Source organism: Pseudonocardia yuanmonensis (assembly GCF_039542425.1).
Taxonomy (GTDB): Bacteria; Actinomycetota; Actinomycetes; order Mycobacteriales; family Pseudonocardiaceae; genus Pseudonocardia; species Pseudonocardia yuanmonensis.
Map to the genome: position 1 here is coordinate 52,289 of NZ_BAABIC010000022.1, position 17,116 is coordinate 69,404.

Sequence of the window (17,116 nt, forward strand, 5' to 3'; positions counted from 1 at the left end):
GCGTCGGCCATCGGGGTGTGGCTCCGGGGCTCCGGCCGTCAGGCCAGGATCCCGGCGGGTGTTCCGAGGGGGAGCGGGTTCAGCGGTTGCGGGTCGTCGGACCCGGCCGGGAGCGGCAGCTCCGCGGACGGGTTTCCGGTCGTGCCGGGCTTGGCTCGGGGGGTCGTCGAGTGCGGTGCCCGGGGAGCGTTCTGGGCACCGCGCACGCTCGTCGGACTCCCCTGTGGCTCGGCACAGTACGCCTTCTTGTTGACCGGGATCTCCGTGGTCACGTTCCCGGGTCGGTGTTCGGTGCCCTCGTACCCCGCCACGCACGGGAAGGGATCGAAGAAGTTGAGCACCAGCCCGAGGTGCGCCGTGCCGTCGTTGGGCGCGGCCGTGTAGCCGTTGGCCATCACGCCCGGGTAGGTCACCAGAAGCTGCTGGAGGTTCGACTGCCGGGGCTCGGCGATCCGCGAGACGGTCAGCAGGTTGGCGACCGTGGTCGACAGCCCGGCACCGCTCTCCCGCAGCAGCCCGCGGATCTGGTCCGCCGCCTCCGGCGCGGTGTGGATCAGCCGACGCAGGTCGGGGTCGGACTCCTTGAGCTGCTCGGCGAGCAGCTTCAGGCTCGAGCTGAAGTCGGCGAACTGCCCGGCCACGTCGTTCTGCGTGGTCAGCACGGTCCGGCCGTCGCGCAGCAGCGCGGTGGTCTGCGGCAGCGCGTCCGTGGCCGCCTTCGTGAACTCGCTGGTGGTGTCGAGCAGCTTCTGCAGCGGGACGCCGCTGTTGGCGAAGCCCTTGCCCAGCTCGTCGACGACGGTGCGCAGGCTCTCCAGCGGGACCGACCGCACGAACCCGTCGAGGCTCGTGACGACCTGGTCCACCTGTACCGGCACGCTCACCCGCGACAGCGGGATGACCGAACCGGACTGCAGCTCGGGCCCCGAGGCGCTCGCCGGCTGCAGGTCGACGTACTGCTCGCCGATCGCCGACAGGTTCCGCACGGCGGCGGTGACGTCGGCGGGGATCTCCGGGCCGCCGCGCTCGAGGTCGAGCTGCACGTCGACGCCGTCCGGGGTGAGGGTCAGCGGGCCGACCCGGCCGACGCTGACGCCCCGGTACGTGACGTCCGCGCCGGTGAAGATGCCGCCGGAGTCGGCGAGCCTCATCGTGACCGGGTAGGTCGTGGCGCCGAAGATCGCGCCGAAGTTCGCGTACCGGAAGCCGGTGTACCCGACGCCCAGCACGGTCACCAGCAGCAGCGCGAGGAGCTGCCACCGCATGGTCCGGGTGATCACCGGCCACCTCCGAGGAGTCCGCCGAGGAGACCGCCGCCGCCCGAGCCGCCGCCGGGCGTGCCGCTGCCGTCCGTCGGCGGCGGCGGCACGGCGCTGGTGGTCGGCGCGATGGTCGGCGGCGGGTTGTTCGGGTCGGCCTGGCCGAGCGGGGTCTCCGCCGGGCCGAGCAGCGGCAGGGACGGCTGGTCCGGGTTGCCGCCCAGCAGCGGCGACAGCAGCTGCCCGACGGGCGGGAGCTGGTTGAACAGGGGGGTCTCCGGGGTCGGGAAGGGCTGGTTGGACCGCAGCAGGTTGTCCAACAGGGTCGTCAGGTCCAGGTCGGCCCGGACGTACAGGTTCGCGTAGTCACCGGCGAACGCGTCGACCGCGGCGTCGGTGAACGGGAAGCTGCCGATCAGCTCCAGCGAGTTCGGCAGGTCCTGCCCGGACTCGGCGAGCTTGGCGAGCGTCGGCTGCAGGGCCCGCAGGTCGGCGAGGACGTCCTCCCGGCTGCGGTTGATCGTGTCCGTCGCGGTGCCGGAGAGCCGGTCGAGCGCCTTGAGCATGTCGACCAGCTGGCCGCGCTGGCGCTCCAGCTCGGCCAGGCCCGGCCCGATGTTCTCGAGCGCGTTCTCGATCTGCGGTCGCCGGTCGTTCAGCGTGGCGGACAGCCGGTTGAGCCCGTCGAGGGCGCGGGTGATCTCGCCCTTGCGGTCGTCGAGCGCACCGACGAGCGTGTCCAGATTGTCGAGCAGTGCGCGGATCTGCGGCTCCCGCCCGTCGAGGGCCTTGTTCAGCTCGGTGGAGATGGTCCTGATCTGCGCGACGCCGCCGCCGTTGAGCAGCATGGACAGCGCGCCGAAGACCTCCTCGACCTCGACCGCGCGGCCCGCGCGCTCGACCGGGATGGTGGCCCCGTCGGCGAGGGTGCCGGCGCCGCCCTGGGCGGGCGCCGCCAGCTCCACGAACTTCTCGCCGAGGAGGCTGGTGGTGCGCACCCGCGCCTCGGCGTTCGCCGGCAGCGCGACGCCGCGGTTCACCGCCACGGTGACGCGTGCGTTCCAGGAGGCCGGGTCCACGTCGATGGACCGGACCGTCCCGACGCTGACGTCGGCCACCTTGACCAGGGACTGCGGGACCAGGTCGACGACGTCGGGGAACTCGATCGTCACCGCGTACGGGTCGTCGCCCAGGTCGGCGCCACCGGGGAGCTCCACCCCGCGCAGCCCGCCGGAGAACACCCCGCAGCCGCTCAGCGCGACCGACGCGACGGTCACCAGGACCACCAGCCTGGCCGCGAGCCTCGTCCGCCTCACGACCCACCTCCGAAGAGCGTCGAGAAGAACCCGCCGATGCCGCCGCCGGACTCCTGCTCCGCGGGAGCCGGGACGGCCGGGGCGGTGCTGGTCGGCGCGGACGGAGCGGTGTTCTCCTGCCCCGGGACCGCCGGCGCCGGCCGGCCGGCCTGCGGCGCCGCCGGGTCCTGCGGGACGAGCGGGGCGGACGGGATAGCCAGGCCCGGCACGGGCGGGGTCTGCCCGGTGGTCACCGAACCGAGGATCTGCGCCGGCGTGGGCAGCGTGGTGACGTCCGGCAGCGCGGCGCACGTGGGCACGAGCGGCTTGAGCGGATCCGGCGCGCCGGTCTTGAGCAGGTCGCAGAGGAAGTAGATCGGCGGCCGGCCGAGCTCGTTGATGTTCGCCCGGGTGTCGAGCGTGCCCGAGGAGCCGTTGTAGGTGTTCGCCAGGTTGGAGATGCCCAGCGGCGCGACGTCGAGGATCTCGGTCAACGCCCGCTGCTGGTCCACCAGCACCTGGGTGACGTCGGCGAGCCGGTCGACGTTCGAGTGGACCGTGTCCCGGTTGTCCCGGACGAAGCCGGCCACGTCGCCGAGGGCCACCGACAGGTCCCTGATCGCCCCGCCGAGGTCCTCCCGCTCGCTCGCGAGGAAGCCGGTGACGTCGGCCAGCCGGCCGTTGAACTCCCGCACCTTCGCGTCGTCCCGGGCCAGGGTCTCGGTGAACTTCTGCAGCTCCGTCACGGTGCCGAAGAGGTCCTCGCTGGATCCGGCGAGGGTGTTGGACAGGTTGCCGAGGCCGCGGAGGGTGTCGTTGAACGCCTCGCCGTTGCCGGCCAGGTTCTGCGCCCCGACGTCGAGGGCCTGCGACACAGCGCCCGTCGAGTTGGCGCCCTGCGGGCCGAGGGCCTGCGAGAGCTCGGTGGCGGCCTTGGCGAGGTCGTCGACGCCGAGCGGGACCGCGGTGCGCTCCAGCGGGATCGTCGCCCCGCTCTCGAGCTGCGGCGCGCCGTCCGGGACGGTCGGGAACAGCTGCACGTAGCGGCCGGTCACCAGGCTCGGCGAGACGACCGCGGCCTTGGCGTCGGGCGCCAGGTGCACCTCCGGGTCGGTGATGGTCATGTCGACCTTCACCTGCGTGCCCTGCGGCGTGATCGTGTCGATGTGGCCCACGGGCACGCCGAGCACGCGCACGTCGTTGTCCTCGAACAGCGCCGAGGCGTTGGTGAAGTAGGCCGTGATCTTCCGGCCGCCCCCGTTGCCGATCAGCCAGACGCCAGTGGCGACGAGCACGGCGACGATCGAGACCAGCGCGGTGATCTGCAGCGCGCGGCGGTCCGCCGCCCAGGAGCCGACCATCAGCAGCCTCCGGGGTTCAGCGGGCCGATCGTCGGGATCGGGAGCAGCCCGCAGATGTAGTTGTCGAACCAGCGGCCGTTGCCGACGGCGTTGGTGAACAGCCGCACGAACACCGCCTCGTTCTTCAGCGTGTCGGCCAGGTCGTCCTGGTGGCGCTGCAGCACCTCGGTGACCCGGTCGAGGGTCTCGAGCGTCGGCCGCAGCTGATCCTCGTTGTCCGCGACGAGGCCGGACAGCTGCTGGGAGAGCAGCCGCGTGCCGTCGAGCAGCCGGTCGATGGCGTCCTTGCGCCGCTGCAGCTCCGCGAGCAGCAGGTTGCCGTCCGAGAGCAGCTTGTCGAAGTCGCCACGGCGATCCGCGAGGATGGACGACAGGTTCCGTGCCCCGGCGAGCAGCTGGCGGATCTGCTCGTCCCGGCCGGAGATCGTGGTGGAGAGCCGGGAGAGGCCGTCGAGGGTGCCGCGGACGTCGTCCGGGGTGTCCTCGAACGTGTCCGCCAGCGTGCGCAGGCTGTCCGCGAGCTGGTTCGTGTCGAGCTGGTCGATGGTGCCGGACAGCCCGTTGAACGCCTCGACCACGTCGAAGGGCGAGATCGTGCGGTCCCGCGGGATCGCCGTGCCCGGATCGAGCTCCTGGTCGCCCTGCGGGTCCAGGGCCAGGTACTTCGAGCCGAGCAGCGTGGCGATCTCGATCGACGCCGACGTCCGGTCGCCGAGCCAGGCGTCGTCCACCCGGAAGGCGACGTCGACGTGGTCGCCCGCGAGCGTCACCGACGTCACCCGGCCGACCTCGACGCCGGCCACGGTGACCCGGTCGTCCGCCTGCAGGCCCGCGGCCTCGCCGAACTCGGCGTGGTAGGTCGCGCCGCCGAAGATCGACGGGGCCTGGAAGGCGACGACCGCGAGCACGGCGATCAGCACCAGCCCCGCGATCGCGAGCGGGACCGGGCGGCGCGCACCGGTGGCGGCCATCAGCGGGTTCCTCCGGTCGGGAGCGGGCCGAAGATCGGCAGAGCGGGGGCGTTCTCCGGCAGGCCGTTCGGCAGCACACCGTTGACGAGCTGCTCCACTGCGGGCGGCACGCCCGGCACCAGCGGTGCTTGCTGGCCCTCGACGCCGTCGGGATCGGGGCCGCATCGTGGTGCGTCGGAGTGGAACACCGGGATCTCGACCCGCGGGATCAGGTCGCCGAGCCCCACCGAGCCGGAGAGCCCGCACAGGTAGAACTGGAACCAGCTGCCGTAGCTGGCCGCGCGGCTGATCGTGTTCAGCTTGTACGGGCTGAACTCCAGCAGGTGCTCCAGCGTCGGGCGGGCCTGGTCGAGCTGGCCGGCGAGGTCGCCCAGCGCGCGGATGTCCGCCTTCAGCGGCGGCCGGGCCTCCTCGACGAAGCCGCCGGTCACCTGGGTGAGGTCGGCGATCGAGGAGAGCGCGTCGCCGATGGGCTCGCGGTCCTGGGCCAGCCCGGACACGAGCTGCTGCAGCGAGGTGATCAGCTGGTCGAGGTTCTCGTCGTGGCTGTTCACGGTCTGCAGCACGCCGTTGAGGTTGTCGACGACCTGCCCGATCACCAGGTCGCGGTCCGCGATGGTGCTGGTGAGCGAGGCCGTGCTGGCGAGCAGGCTGTCCACGGTGCCGCCCTCGCCCTGCAGGGTCGAGACGATCTCCTGGGACAGCTTGTTGACCTGCTCCGGGTCGAGGCCCTGGAAGAGCGGCTTGAACCCGTTGAACAGCGTGGTGAGGTCCAGCGGCGGGCGGGTCTGCTGCACCGGCAGGGTGCCGCCCGGCTGCAGCCGGCCGCCGCCCCCGGTCCCCTGCCCGAGCGAGAGGAACCGCTGCCCGATGAGGTTCTTGTAGAGGATCGCCGCGGTGGCCGAGGCCGGGACGCTCAGCGCGGAGTCCACGCTGAACTCGACCTGGGCCTGCCGCCGGTCGACGATCTCGATCTTGTCGACGGAGCCGACGATCACCCCCGCGATCCGCACGTCGTCGCCCTGCAGCAGGCCGTTGACGTCCGTGAAGCGGGCCGAGTACGTCGTCTTGTCCCCGCCCTGGCTGTTCGCGATGGTCAGCCCGAGGACCGTCGTCGCGAGCGCGGTGACCAGAGCGAAGACGAGGAACTTGGTGAGCGGGCCGATCGGGACGCGGGTCATGCGATCCGCACCTCCGCCCCGCGGTAGAGCGGGCCGACCAGCACGCTGCCCCAGCCCGGCACGGCGGCCGGGGCGGTCCCGGTGCGCGCCGCGACCAGCTCGGCGACCTGCTGCTGCTCACCGCGCGAGTTGGTGATGCCCATGTCGTACGACGCGGGCTTCGCGCCGGCGTGGGTGTTCGGGCTCCACTCGAACCCGGGGATCAGGTCCCACGAGTACGTGCCGTCGAACGTGCCGTAGTCCTCGACCCCGAACTTGCCGGGCGGGCCGATCGGCTGGCCGGCCGGGGCCGGCGGCGGGACCGAGCCGTCCCGGAACGGACCGTCCGGCGGGTACTGCGGGCCCGGCATGATGATCGGGTAGCACCGCGGCCCGCGGTCGTCCTCGTACGCCGGCTCGTCCTGGTTCGGGAGGTACTTGCCGTTGGTTGCGGCGATCTCCAGCGTGATGTGCACTCCGGGCTCGTTCGTGCCCTTGCCGAACACCTGGTCCAGGTACGGGATCAGCCGGCTGGCCTGCTGGAAGAAGCAGGGGAACTCCGGCGCGTAGCGCGCCAGCGTCTCCAGCGTCGGCCGGCTCGACGCGGCCAGCCCGATCAGGTTGTCCTTGTTGGCGTCGAGGAAGGCCCGCAGGTCGTCCGACGCCCCCGTCACCGACCGGTACAGGTTCCGCAGGTCCTGCGGCTGGTCGACGACCGTGCGGCTGGTGACCGTGAGGTCGTCGAGCGCGTCGAGCAGGTCCGGCGCGGCGTTCGACAGGTTCTCGGAGAAGTCCGCGAGCTGGGTGATGTCCTCCTGCAGGTCCGGGATGGCCGGCCGCAGGCCCGCGGTGAGGGTGTTCAGCTGCTCCAGGGTCTGCCCGAGCTGCTCGCCGCGGCCGGCGAGGCCCTGCGACAGCGCGCCGAGCGTGGTGGCGAGATCCTGTGGCTGCACGGCCTGGAGCAGCGGGAGCAGGTCGTCGAGCACCCGCTCGACCTCGATGCCGGCCACGCTGCGGTCCTCGCGGATCGTGTCGTAGGCCGCGAGCGTGACCCCGTCGGAGCGCTCCGGCGGCACCAGGGACACGTACTTCTCCCCGAAGAGCGTCTTGGGCAGCAGCCGCGCCGTCACGTCGTCCGGGATCTGGTCGATCAGGTCCGGGTTCATCGACATCGTGATGGTGGCGCCGTCGCCGTCCGTGCTGATCTCGTCGACGGTGCCGACGCTCAGGCCGCGGATCTTGACGTCCGCGCGCTCGTTCAGCTGGGTGCCGACCCGGTCCACCTTCAGCGTCACCGGGATCCCGGAGCGGAACGCCCCGGCGTACTGCGCCACGGCCAGGCCGATCAGCAGTGCGATCACCAGGATGAAGACGACGCCGAGCGTCACCTTCTTGGTGCTGTGCGTCATCCGGCCACCCGCACCGACGTCGAGGTGCCGAAGAGCACGAGGGTGAGGAAGAAGTCCAGGATCGCGGTGCTGACGATCGACAGCCGCACCGCCCGGCCGACCGCCACGCCGACGCCGGCCGGCCCGCCCTTGGCGTGGTAGCCGTAGTGGCAGTGGATCAGGATGACCACCGTCGCGAAGATGATCACCTTCAGGTACGACGCGAAGATGTCCCCGACCGGCAGGAACAGGTCGAAGTAGTGGTCGTAGGTCCCGCCGGGCAGCCCGTTGATCAGCGTGACGTTGATCCGGGCCGCGGCGAAGCTCGCCAGCAGGCCGATCGTGTACATCGGGATCACCGCCAGGATCCCGGCGATCACGCGGGTGGTGACCAGGAACGGCACCGAGGGCACCGCCATGACCTCGAGCGCGTCGACCTCCTCGGAGATCCGCATGGCGCCCAGCTGGGCGGTGAAGCCCGCGCCGAGCGTCGCGGTGAGCGCCGAGGCGGCGACCAGCGGGGCGATGTCGCGGGTGTTGAAGTACGCGGTGATGAAGCCGGTCAGGGCCTCGACGCCGAGGGAGTCCAGCGCGCGGAAGCCCTGCAGGCCGACCAGCGAGCCGACGAACAGCGACAGCGCCGCCATCACGCCCGCGGTGCCGAGGATGACGATCAGGGCGCCGGAGCCGAAGCTGACCTCGGCCAGCAGCCGGAAGATCTCCTTCGGGTAGCGGCGCAGCGTGCGCGGGACCCACGCGATCGCGCGGGCGTAGAGGTCGAGCTGGTCGCCCAGCTCCTCGAGCTGGTCGACCGGCCGGCGCACCAGCGTGCTGACTCGGGCCACTTCAGATCCCCTTCGGCGGGACGAGCTCGAGGTAGAGCGCGGTGAGGACCAGGTTGATCAGGAACACCAGGACGAAGGAGATGACGACGGACTGGTTCACCGCGTCGCCGACGCCCTTCGCACCGGGGGGCGGGTTGAGCCCCCGGTAGGCCGCGACGATCCCGGCGGTGAACCCGAACAGGGCCGCCTTGACCTCGCTCACCACGATGTCGCTGACCTGCGCGATCGCCGAGAAGCTCGCGATGTACGCGCCCGGCGTGCCGCCCTGGATGATGACGTTGAAGAAGTAGCCGCCGCCGACGCCGACCACCGTGGCCAGGCCGTTGAGCACCAGGGCGGTGGTGGCCATCGCGAGCACCCGGGGCACCACGAGACGCTGGATCGGCGAGATGCCCAGCACCTCCATGGCCGCGATCTCCTCGCGGATGGTGCGGGCGCCGAGGTCGGCGCAGACCGCGCTGCCGCCGGCGCCGGAGATCAGCAGGGCGGTGACGATCGGGGCCGCCTGCTGCACGATCGCGAGCACCGACCCCGCGCCGGTCTGGCTCTGCGCGCCGAACTGGCGGGTGAGCTCGGCCAGCAGCAGCGCGATCGTCGCGCCGAACGGGATCGTGAACAGCGCCGTGGGCAGCGCGGACACCTTGGTGACGAACCAGGTCTGCTCGATGTACTCGCGCAGCTGGAACGGCGGCCGGAAGGTCTGTTTCACGATGTCGACGCCCAGCCCGAACAGGCGCCCGACGGGGGTGAGGGCGCGGGTCAGGGGGCTGGGGCCGGCCTGGGGAGCGGACACGGCGGAGTCCTTGTCTCCACGGCAGCGGCGAGCTGCGCGGGGGCGGTGGGGAGCAGGTTCGCGGGTGGTCCGTGGGGGCGGCCCACCCGCGACGGGGCGGCGTTCGGGACTAGCGGAAGCGGTGCCGGCCGGGGCCGGAGCCGGGGCCGCCGGGGGCGCGGCCGGTCGGGGGCTGCTGCACGTTCTGCTGGCGGTACTGCTGCGGGGTCTGCGAGGAGCCCTGCGGGGCGTCCTGCGGGGGCACGGGCTGGCCGAGCGGAGCGTCCTGCGGCGCCGACGGACCGGCGTCCTGCACCCGCGGGATGCTCTGGGTGGGGGCGTCGGGACGACCATAGGGCGCCGCACCGACGGCCTGCTGGCGGGTCGGCTGCTGGCCCGTCTGCTGCGCCGCCTGGCCGCTCTCGGCCTGCGAGCGGCGGATGGCCTCCTGCGCGGCGGGCGGCAGGGTGTGCATCATCTCCGCCACCCGCTTCTGCCGGCGGGCCACGGCCTTGCGCTCGGGCAGGCCGGCGGTCGCCTCGAGCTGGGGCTTGATCGGGGGCAGCCCCGACAGCTCGTCGACCTCGGCCATCTCCCGGGCCGCCTGGGCGGTGTCCTTCTCCTCCGACATGCCGATCGGACCCTGCCGGCGGCCGTTGAGGAACTGCGCCACCACCGGGTCCTCGCTGGTGAGCAGCACCTCCCGCGGGCCGAACATCGCGAGGTGCTTGCGGTAGAGCATGCCGATGTTGTCCGGGACGGTCTGCGCGGTGTTGATGTCGTGGGTGACGATCAGGAACGTCGCGTCCGTCTGCGCGTTCAGGTCGATGATCAGCTGGTTCAGGTAGGCCGTGCGCACCGGGTCCAGGCCCGAGTCCGGCTCGTCGAACAGGATGATCTCGGGGTCGAGCACCAGCGCCCGGGCCAGCCCGGCGCGCTTGCGCATGCCGCCGGAGATCTCGCCGGGCAGCTTCTTCTCGTCGCCCTTGAGGCCGACCATGTCCATCTTCTCCGCGACGATGTCACGGATCTCCGCCTCGCCCTTCTTGGTGTGCTCGCGCAGCGGGAAGGCGATGTTGTCGTAGAGGTTCATCGAGCCGAAGAGCGCGCCGTCCTGGAACAGCACCCCGAACAGCTTGCGGATCTCGTAGAGCCGGCTCTCGCTGCACCGCACGAGGTCGGTCTCGTGGATGACGATCGAGCCCTTCTCCGGCTTCAGCAGCCCGATCAGCGACTTCAGGAACACCGACTTGCCCGTGCCGGACGGGCCGAGCAGCACGCTGACCTCACCCGGCGGCAGCGTCAGCGTGACGTCCGACCAGATGTTCGCGCGCCCGAAGGACTTGGTCAGTCCCTCGACCTTCACCTCGACACCGGGCACGTCGCCTCCTCGCGCACTCGAGCCCTGCGGACCGGTTCTTGCCGGTGCACGCACTCGTCCTGCAGCGCCCAACGACGGCGGCGCAGTCTGGTTACTGCCGGGTATTCCGGGGCGACGCAGGCGCTCCGGCGGTCCCTGAGAACGACGGACACGCCCCGTGAACCGTGATCGACACACCGTTGTCGATCACGGTTCGCGGGGCGTCGCCCGTCGCACTCCGTTACCCCGGGCGGGCCCATGCCGGTACAACCCGGGTCTCAGGCTCCGGATGGAGTGACCAGCGGGGAGACCACTCGATCGGAGTACGTGTCCCCGCCCGAAGCGATCCGGCCGTGGGGCACGGGGCAGCCCTGGGGGAAGGTCCCCAGCTCCCGGACGTCGAACCCGTCCGGGTAGCTCCGGATGCTCGGCAGGTCCCGCACGAACTTCGGGCGCGTACGCACGGGCATCGCCCGGACGACCCGGCCGCGCAGCCGCAGTGCGGCCCGCGACATCGCCTGGAACCACCGCGGGGGCGCGGCGTAGCGGAACGCCTCCCGCAACGGGGCGTCCATCAGCGAGCGGGAGAAGGCGTCGATCAGCGCCGCCGGGGCCCTGTCGTTCGGCGGGAACGTGCACAGCAGCGCGAGCGTGGAGTCCGCGACGGCGCGGCCGCCCGGGTCGTGGCCGAAGTGCTCCCGCTCGTAGGCGTCGTGGGCCTCGCAGAACTCCTGCCAGGTGGCCGGGATGTCCTTGATGCCCATGTGCCGGCCGAGCTCACGGTAGTAGTTCGCGCTCGCGACCTTCTCGGTCTCGGAGAACGGCCGCCAGCCGTAGGCGTCCATCCACCGGATCGGCGACACGACGAACGTGCACAGCGTGTAGCGCATGTCGTCGTTGCTGATCGGATAGCTACGGTGCATCTGGTTCATCCGGCGGACGGCGTCCTTGCCGGTGCCGGCGAACCCGTGCTCGAGGACGGCCTCGAGGATCAGCCCCGTGTCGTCGTAGCGCTTCTGGACGCGCTCGGTGAACTCCCCCGTCTCGGCGAGCAGCTTCCCGATCGTCGGCACCGCGTAGGTGCGGAACAGCGCGAACGAGAGCGCCTGGTTGATGTCCCAGGGAAACTCGTACATCGACATGAGCCGGTAGATCTCGAGGTAGTCCGTCTCGGGATCGAGCAGCTCGATCTCGCGGAGCCGGTCGTACCGCCCTGCGCGGGTCATCCGGCCAGCTCCAGCTGGTCCTCGGCGTGGAACTTCTCCTCCAGCGCCTCGGGCGAGGCGTCGACGTCGATCGCCCGCAGGTCCGCGCCGCGGGCGGACTCGATCGCGCCGAGCCGGCGGCCCAGCTTGTCCATCGCGTACTCGGCCATCTCGGAGATGTCGACGCCGAAGGGCGGCTCGCCGCCCTCGTACTTGTCGAAGGTCGCGGTGACCACGCCCATCGCCGGCACCATCAGCTCCTGCATGCGCTCGTCCACCACCTCGAACATGTCGTCGTCCGCGGCGACGTGGCGGCGGCAGGTGAAGGTGCCCCAGGCCATGTGGCGGCGCTCGTCGTCGCCGATGTGCTTGATCACCTTCTGGATGCCGGGCAGGATCCCGCGGCTCGCGCAGATCTTCTGCCAGGCGAAGTAGCCGGTGAGCGCGAGCGTGCCCTCGACGATGTGGTTGTAGGTCACCGAGGCGCGGATCTGGTTGCGCGGCGACGGGTCGTGCTCCAGCGCGTACAGGCTGCCCGGCAGCTCCTGGGTGAAGATCTGCATGTACGCGTCGTTGAACTCGATGTACTCGTGCAGGTCCCCGCTCATCCCGACGGCGTCGAACCACAGCCGGAAGGCCTGCGTGTGCTTGGCCTCCTCGTAGACGAACTGGGTCAGGTACATCTCGTCCGCGAACCGGCCCTCGGCGGCCATCGCGGCCACGAAGGGCTGCAGGTCCTGCGTCACGGACTCCTCGCCCGCCATGAACTGCGCCGCGAGCGCGCAGGTGTACCACCGCTCCTCGTCCGTCATGGCCGCGAAGTCCTTCGCGTCCTGCGAGAAGTCGATGTCCGCGGGGTTCCAGTGCTTCGCGGCCCCCTTGGTGAACAGGCGGAGCGGGAAGGACTCCTGCTTCAGCCCGCCCGCGTCGAGGGAGGCGAACCCGTCCCGCTTGCCGTGCTCGATCGTGCGCATGTCGGCTCCTTTGCCTCGAGGCTCGTGGTGGGGTGGGGGTCAGAAGCGGATGAGGCCCCGGATGTTGCGGCCCGCTCGCATGTCCTCGTAGCCCTCGTTCACCTCGTCGAGGGTGTACTCCGTGGTGATCAGCTCGCGGAGCTTGAGCCGGCCGAGGTTGTGCAGCTCGAGCAGGCGCGGCACGTCGTGCTGGCCGTTGGAGCTGCCGAACAGGGCGCCGCGGATCTGCTTCTCGTAGAGGGTGAGCTCCAGCAGGCTGAGGCTCGCCGTCTCCTGCTCGGCCTTGCCCAGCGCGGTGACGACGACGCGGCCGCGCTTGCCGACCAGCTGCAGCGCGGGCTGCAGGTCGTCCCCGTCGGCGATGCCGGTGGTGAGCACGGCGGCGTCGGCGAGCTGGCCGCGGGTGAGCTCGGAGATCAGCGGCCAGGCCTCGTCGATGCTCGCCGCGGTGTGCGTGGCGCCCAGCTCGAGGGCCTTCTCCCGCTTGAACTCCACCGGGTCCACCGCCACGACGTACCGGCAGCCGGCGTTGACCGCGCCCTGCACGGCGTTGGCGCCGATCCCGCCGATCCCGATGACGACGCACGAGTCGCCGGCGCGCAGGTCCGCGGTGCGGACGGCCGAGCCGAAGCCGGTGGTGACACCGCAGCCGACCAGCGCGGCCAGCTCGAGCGGGAAGCCCTCGTCGATCTTCACGACGGACTTCACCGGCACCACGGTGTGCTGGCTGAACGTGCCGAGCAAGCACATCTGCCCGACGTCCTCGCCGCGCGCGTGGAAGCGGTACGTGCCGTCGAGCTGCGGGCCGAGGGTGGCGCCCGCGCCGTCGTCGCACAGGCTGGTCATGCCGCGCACGCAGTACGAGCAGCGCCCGCAGCTGGGCAGGAAGGTCATGACGACCGGATCGCCGACCTCCACCTCGGTCACGCCCGGGCCGACCTCGCGCACGCGCCCCGCGCCCTCGTGGCCGCCGACCATCGGGTAGGCGACGGGGAGGTCGCCGGTCACCAGGTGCTCGTCGGAGTGGCAGAGGCCGGACGCGGCCAGCTCGACCAGGACCTCACCGGGGCCAGGCGGGTCGAGCTCGACCTCCTCGACCTCCCACTTGCCGCCCTGCTCCCACAGCACCGCTGCTCGGGTCTTCATGAGCGTCGATCATGACCCGCGTCACGCGGGACCACAGCGGGCCGCGAGTTCCCGCCCTGTCCCGCGCGTGCCAGCTCGCGCCGCGCGCGACCGGGCCGGCTCAGCGGCGCAGATAGACCCGGGTCGTCGTGCCGGCCGGCCCGGTGTGGGTCCGGACGAGGTCGGCGAGGCTCTGCACCATCAGCAGGCCCCGGCCGCTGAGCTGCGAGTCGTCCGGCCGGCGGCGCCCGGCCAGGGGGTTCGCCAACCGGCCCGCGTCCTGGACCTCCCCCACGAGGTGGCCGTCCTCCGTCCACACCCGCAGCCGGCCGGAACCGCCACCGTGCCGGATGCTGTTCGCGGCGAGCTCTGCGATCGCGAGCTGGAAGTCGTCGCAGCGGTCCTCGTCGAGCCCCGCGCGGGCGGCCTCCGCGGCGGCGAAGGCGCGTGCCCGGGCGAGTCGGCCGGCGTCGAACGGGAACTCGGCACAGCTCTCCGGCTCGGGCAGCTCCCGGTTGGTCACGACGAGCACCCCGTCCGGGTCGTACGCCCGGCTGGTGCGGGCGCCGTCGCCGTCGACGAGGACCGGGTGGCTCCGCTCGGCGTCGGCCAGCACCTCGGGCGACAGCCCGCCGACGTCGTAGGGGCAGAGCACGGTCGCCCGTCTCCCCCGGAGGGCGAGGTTGATGAGCGCCTCGTGCTGCAGGCACGCCGGGTACTCCAGCGGCGTGCGCCCCGGCCAGATCGGCTCGCCGATGACCCGGACGTGCACCTCCGGCGGGCTCTCGTCGACCGCGCGGTACAGCACCTGGGGAAGGATGCGGCCGGGGTTGCGCCCCACCTCGCTCATGTCGAGCAGCTGCACGTGCCGCGCGTCGGCCCCCAGCTCGTCCCGCAGGAGCTCGAGATTGCGGGTCGGGACCGCCACGGTGACCGGGTCTCCCGCCGCCAGCCCCTCCCGGACGAACGACGTCGTCTCCCGGACGTAGTGCGCCGGGTCGACGTAGAGGAGGGCGGGGTGCGTGAACGGCTCCGCGGCAGGTCCCACCTCGACTCCGATCATGGGCACGGGCTCCTCACCGACGGCTGTCCAGCGTACTGCACCGGACCCCGACGAGCAGTGGGCGACGTGTCGAGCGCAACTCGCTGGAGCCCACAGCGCGACTCGCGGGAAGGGCCGGCAGCGCTCCCGCGAGTCGGGGCCTGGGCTTCCGCGAGTCGGGGTCTGGGCTCCCGCGAGTCGGGTCTGGGCTCCCGCGAGTCGGGGTCTGGGCTCCCGCGAGTCGGCAGGTGCTGCACCGCGAGTCGGGTGGTCAGGCGGGGGCGAGGGGGAGGGTGAGGCGGGCGACCAGGCCGCCGCCCTCCCGCGGCAGCAGCGTGAGCTCGCCGTTCATCGCGCCCACCAGCGCCTCGACGATCCACAGCCCGAGGCCCGCGGTACCGCGCCGCTCCCCCAGGGCCACGCCCTTGGCCGTCACCAGGCCCTCCTGGCCCGGCGGCAGGCCGGGACCGCGGTCGCGCACCTCGGCGACGAGCGTGCCCGCGGTGTGGGCGAGGTCCAGCTCGACGGGCTCCTCGCCGCTGTGCCGCGCCGCGTTCTCCACGAGGTTGGTGAGCACCCGGCGCAGCCGCTGCGGGTCGCAGCGCACCGCCGCATCCGGCGGCGCCACGGCGATCCGCCGACGGCCGGGCGCCACCGCCGCCGCGTCGAGCACCGCCTCGGCCAGCTCGGCCAGCACGACCCGCCGGTCGGTGACCCGGCCCAGCGGGCTGCCGTCCCGGACGGCCAGGTCGGCGAGGCCCTCGAGCATGTCCTGCAGGTGCACGGCGTGCTCGGCGAGCAACCGGGTCGCGGTGCGCGAGGCCTCCGGGGACAGCGCGCCCTTCGCGAGGTCGGTGGTCAGCGCTGTGAGCGAGGCGACGGGCGTGCGGAACTCGTGCAGCACCACCCGCACCCCGTCGAGCCGGGCCTGCTGCGCCGCGACCAGCCGCGCCCGCAGCTCCCGCTCCGAGAGCAGCTTCTCGTGCTCCGCCGCCGCGCGGGCCCGGGAGTCCGCGGCCTCCTGCAGCTGGCGCTCGAGCATCCGCACCAGCACCCCGACCAGCACCGCGCCGGCGACGAGGAACCCGCTCCACCAGGCCCCCGTGAGCAGCCGCTCCGCCACCGGCACGTCGGGGTCCGAGCCGAGCAGGCAGGCGACCGTGAAACCGACACCGACACCCAGCGCGCCCAGCCGGCCCAGCACCGGCCCGCTCCGCAGCGACATCGCGATCGCGATCAGCGGCAGCACCGCGACGAAGATGCTGTCCGCGCCGCCGGTGAGCCCGCAGGCCACGAGGACCAGCACCCCGTCGATCACCGTGATCACCGCGGGCCGGACGGGCAGCTGCCACTCCGCCCACTCGGCCACCACCAGCGCCGCGGCGTAGAGCGCCGTGCCGACCACGATGCCCCAGACCACGAGCGGGCGGCCCCGGGCGAGCTCCGGGCCGACGGCGAGCGCCAGCCCGACGGCGACCACGACGATCGCCCGGATCACCACGGCGGCCCGCTCCTCGGCCGAGTCCGAGCGCCGCGTCCAGGGGTCCCAGCGGGCCGCGCCCGGGTCCGTCATGGCCTCCGCGAGCGGGTCCACCCCGCCGTCCGTCGGGCTGGTCACCGGGCCTCCGTCGCGATCGGTGCAGGTCGTGAGAGTCCGGAGACTAGGCCTGATTAGGCTCCGGTCCGTGCAGGAGGGGCCCCACACCGTCGTCATCGTGGACGACCACGCGCTGTTCGCCCAGGGCCTGGCCCTCCTGCTGGAGTCCCGCGCGGGCGAGACCTTCCGGGTCGCCGGCTCGGCGACGGCCGGCGAGGAGGCCGTCGCGCTCGTCGGGAAGAACCGGGCGGACATCGCCGTGGTGGACCTCGCACTGCCGCCGCTCGGCGGCGTCGAGACGATCCGCCGGATCAAGGCCGCCTACCCCGCGACGAAGGTGCTGGCCCTCTCCGGCACGGAGGACCTGGACCTGGCCGCCGCCGCCCTGCGCGCCGGGGCGGACGGGTACCTCGCCAAGTCCGCCGATCCCGCGGTGCTCGTCGCCCCGCTGCTGTCCCTGCTCGCCGGGGTGAAGGTCGTCCGCGGGGAGCTGCTCGACGCGCTCCTCGCCTCCGCGGACCGCACGGCCGACGGCGTGCTCGACACCCTCTCCGAGCGGGACGTCGAGCTGTGGCGGCTGCTCGCCCGCGGCCTGGAGACCAGCGAGATCGCCCGGCCGATGCTGGTCAGCGAGCGCACCGCGAAGCGGATGATCGCCTCGCTGCTGCACAAGCTCGGCGCGGCGAACCGGATCGAGGCGGCCGCGCTCGCGGGCCGGGCCGGGCTGCTCGACGACCACCGCCCCTGAGCCCGGTCCGTGCG

At 72.5% G+C, this 17,116-nt stretch carries 15 protein-coding genes; 1 reads left to right on the forward strand and 14 read right to left on the reverse strand.

What is annotated here, in order from left to right; genetic code table 11:
* Positions 1-38: 38 nt before the first annotated feature.
* From ABD990_RS26590 to ABD990_RS26655, 14 genes are all read right to left on the reverse strand, one after another.
* Positions 39-1,280, reverse strand: coding sequence for an MCE family protein (locus tag ABD990_RS26590; RefSeq protein WP_345383485.1), 1,242 nt, complete (start codon positions 1,278-1,280; stop codon positions 39-41).
* Positions 1,277-2,575: an MCE family protein gene (locus tag ABD990_RS26595; protein ID WP_345383486.1), complete on the reverse strand. Its 1,299-nt coding sequence runs from the start codon at positions 2,573-2,575 to the stop codon at positions 1,277-1,279. The genes ABD990_RS26590 and ABD990_RS26595 overlap by 4 nt, the downstream gene beginning before the upstream one ends.
* Positions 2,572-3,915 (reverse strand): MCE family protein, encoded by a 1,344-nt coding sequence (locus tag ABD990_RS26600; RefSeq protein ID WP_345383487.1) that lies wholly within the window; start codon positions 3,913-3,915, stop codon positions 2,572-2,574. Before ABD990_RS26600 ends, ABD990_RS26595 begins: the two co-directional genes overlap by 4 nt.
* Positions 3,915-4,886: an MCE family protein gene (locus ABD990_RS26605; protein WP_345383488.1), complete on the reverse strand. Its 972-nt coding sequence runs from the start codon at positions 4,884-4,886 to the stop codon at positions 3,915-3,917. Before ABD990_RS26605 ends, ABD990_RS26600 begins: the two co-directional genes overlap by 1 nt.
* Positions 4,886-6,067: an MCE family protein gene (locus tag ABD990_RS26610; protein WP_345383489.1), complete on the reverse strand. Its 1,182-nt coding sequence runs from the start codon at positions 6,065-6,067 to the stop codon at positions 4,886-4,888. Before ABD990_RS26610 ends, ABD990_RS26605 begins: the two co-directional genes overlap by 1 nt.
* Complete coding sequence (locus ABD990_RS26615) at positions 6,064-7,455, reverse strand: MCE family protein (RefSeq protein ID WP_345383490.1); 1,392 nt, start codon at positions 7,453-7,455, stop codon at positions 6,064-6,066. The genes ABD990_RS26610 and ABD990_RS26615 overlap by 4 nt, the downstream gene beginning before the upstream one ends.
* Entirely contained in the window at positions 7,452-8,279 is an 828-nt protein-coding gene (locus ABD990_RS26620) for an MlaE family ABC transporter permease (protein WP_345383491.1), read from the reverse strand. The genes ABD990_RS26615 and ABD990_RS26620 overlap by 4 nt, the downstream gene beginning before the upstream one ends.
* A gap of 1 nt (position 8,280) precedes the next feature.
* The gene (locus ABD990_RS26625; protein WP_051737480.1) at positions 8,281-9,072 is read right to left on the reverse strand and encodes an MlaE family ABC transporter permease; all 792 of its coding nucleotides are present in this window, start codon (positions 9,070-9,072) and stop codon (positions 8,281-8,283) included.
* 109 nt (positions 9,073-9,181) lie between these two features.
* Positions 9,182-10,432, reverse strand: a complete 1,251-nt coding sequence (locus tag ABD990_RS26630) for an ABC transporter ATP-binding protein (RefSeq protein ID WP_345383492.1) — start codon at positions 10,430-10,432, stop codon at positions 9,182-9,184.
* Between the two features lie 257 nt (positions 10,433-10,689).
* Positions 10,690-11,637 (reverse strand): oxygenase MpaB family protein, encoded by a 948-nt coding sequence (locus ABD990_RS26635; protein ID WP_345383493.1) that lies wholly within the window; start codon positions 11,635-11,637, stop codon positions 10,690-10,692.
* Complete coding sequence (locus tag ABD990_RS26640) at positions 11,634-12,590, reverse strand: R2-like ligand-binding oxidase (RefSeq protein WP_345383494.1); 957 nt, start codon at positions 12,588-12,590, stop codon at positions 11,634-11,636. Before ABD990_RS26640 ends, ABD990_RS26635 begins: the two co-directional genes overlap by 4 nt.
* Before the next feature lie 39 nt (positions 12,591-12,629).
* A complete protein-coding gene (locus ABD990_RS26645; RefSeq protein WP_345383496.1) occupies positions 12,630-13,736 on the reverse strand; it encodes an NDMA-dependent alcohol dehydrogenase in 1,107 nt (368 codons plus the stop codon).
* A gap of 100 nt (positions 13,737-13,836) precedes the next feature.
* Complete coding sequence (locus tag ABD990_RS26650) at positions 13,837-14,778, reverse strand: anti-sigma factor RsbA family regulatory protein (protein ID WP_345383497.1); 942 nt, start codon at positions 14,776-14,778, stop codon at positions 13,837-13,839.
* A gap of 250 nt (positions 14,779-15,028) precedes the next feature.
* Positions 15,029-16,375 (reverse strand): sensor histidine kinase, encoded by a 1,347-nt coding sequence (locus tag ABD990_RS26655; protein WP_345383498.1) that lies wholly within the window; start codon positions 16,373-16,375, stop codon positions 15,029-15,031.
* 67 nt (positions 16,376-16,442) lie between these two features.
* Here ABD990_RS26655 and ABD990_RS26660 point away from each other — a divergent pair, with 67 nt between their 5' ends.
* Positions 16,443-17,102, forward strand: a complete 660-nt coding sequence (locus tag ABD990_RS26660) for a response regulator (protein WP_345383499.1) — start codon at positions 16,443-16,445, stop codon at positions 17,100-17,102.
* Positions 17,103-17,116 lie beyond the last annotated feature (14 nt).

Excerpts from the sequence above, each read along its gene's own strand:
- ABD990_RS26600 (WP_345383487.1), bottom strand. The coding sequence starts at position 3,915 with ATGGTCGGCTCCTGGGCGGCGGACCGCCGCGCGCTGCAGATCACCGCG.
- ABD990_RS26605 (WP_345383488.1), bottom strand. The coding sequence starts at position 4,886 with ATGGCCGCCACCGGTGCGCGCCGCCCGGTCCCGCTCGCGATCGCGGGG.
- ABD990_RS26610 (WP_345383489.1), bottom strand. The coding sequence starts at position 6,067 with ATGACCCGCGTCCCGATCGGCCCGCTCACCAAGTTCCTCGTCTTCGCT.
- ABD990_RS26615 (WP_345383490.1), bottom strand. The coding sequence starts at position 7,455 with ATGACGCACAGCACCAAGAAGGTGACGCTCGGCGTCGTCTTCATCCTG.
- ABD990_RS26635 (WP_345383493.1), bottom strand. The coding sequence starts at position 11,637 with ATGACCCGCGCAGGGCGGTACGACCGGCTCCGCGAGATCGAGCTGCTC.
- ABD990_RS26640 (WP_345383494.1), bottom strand. The coding sequence starts at position 12,590 with ATGCGCACGATCGAGCACGGCAAGCGGGACGGGTTCGCCTCCCTCGAC.
- ABD990_RS26645 (WP_345383496.1), bottom strand. The coding sequence starts at position 13,736 with ATGAAGACCCGAGCAGCGGTGCTGTGGGAGCAGGGCGGCAAGTGGGAG.
- ABD990_RS26650 (WP_345383497.1), bottom strand. The coding sequence starts at position 14,778 with ATGATCGGAGTCGAGGTGGGACCTGCCGCGGAGCCGTTCACGCACCCC.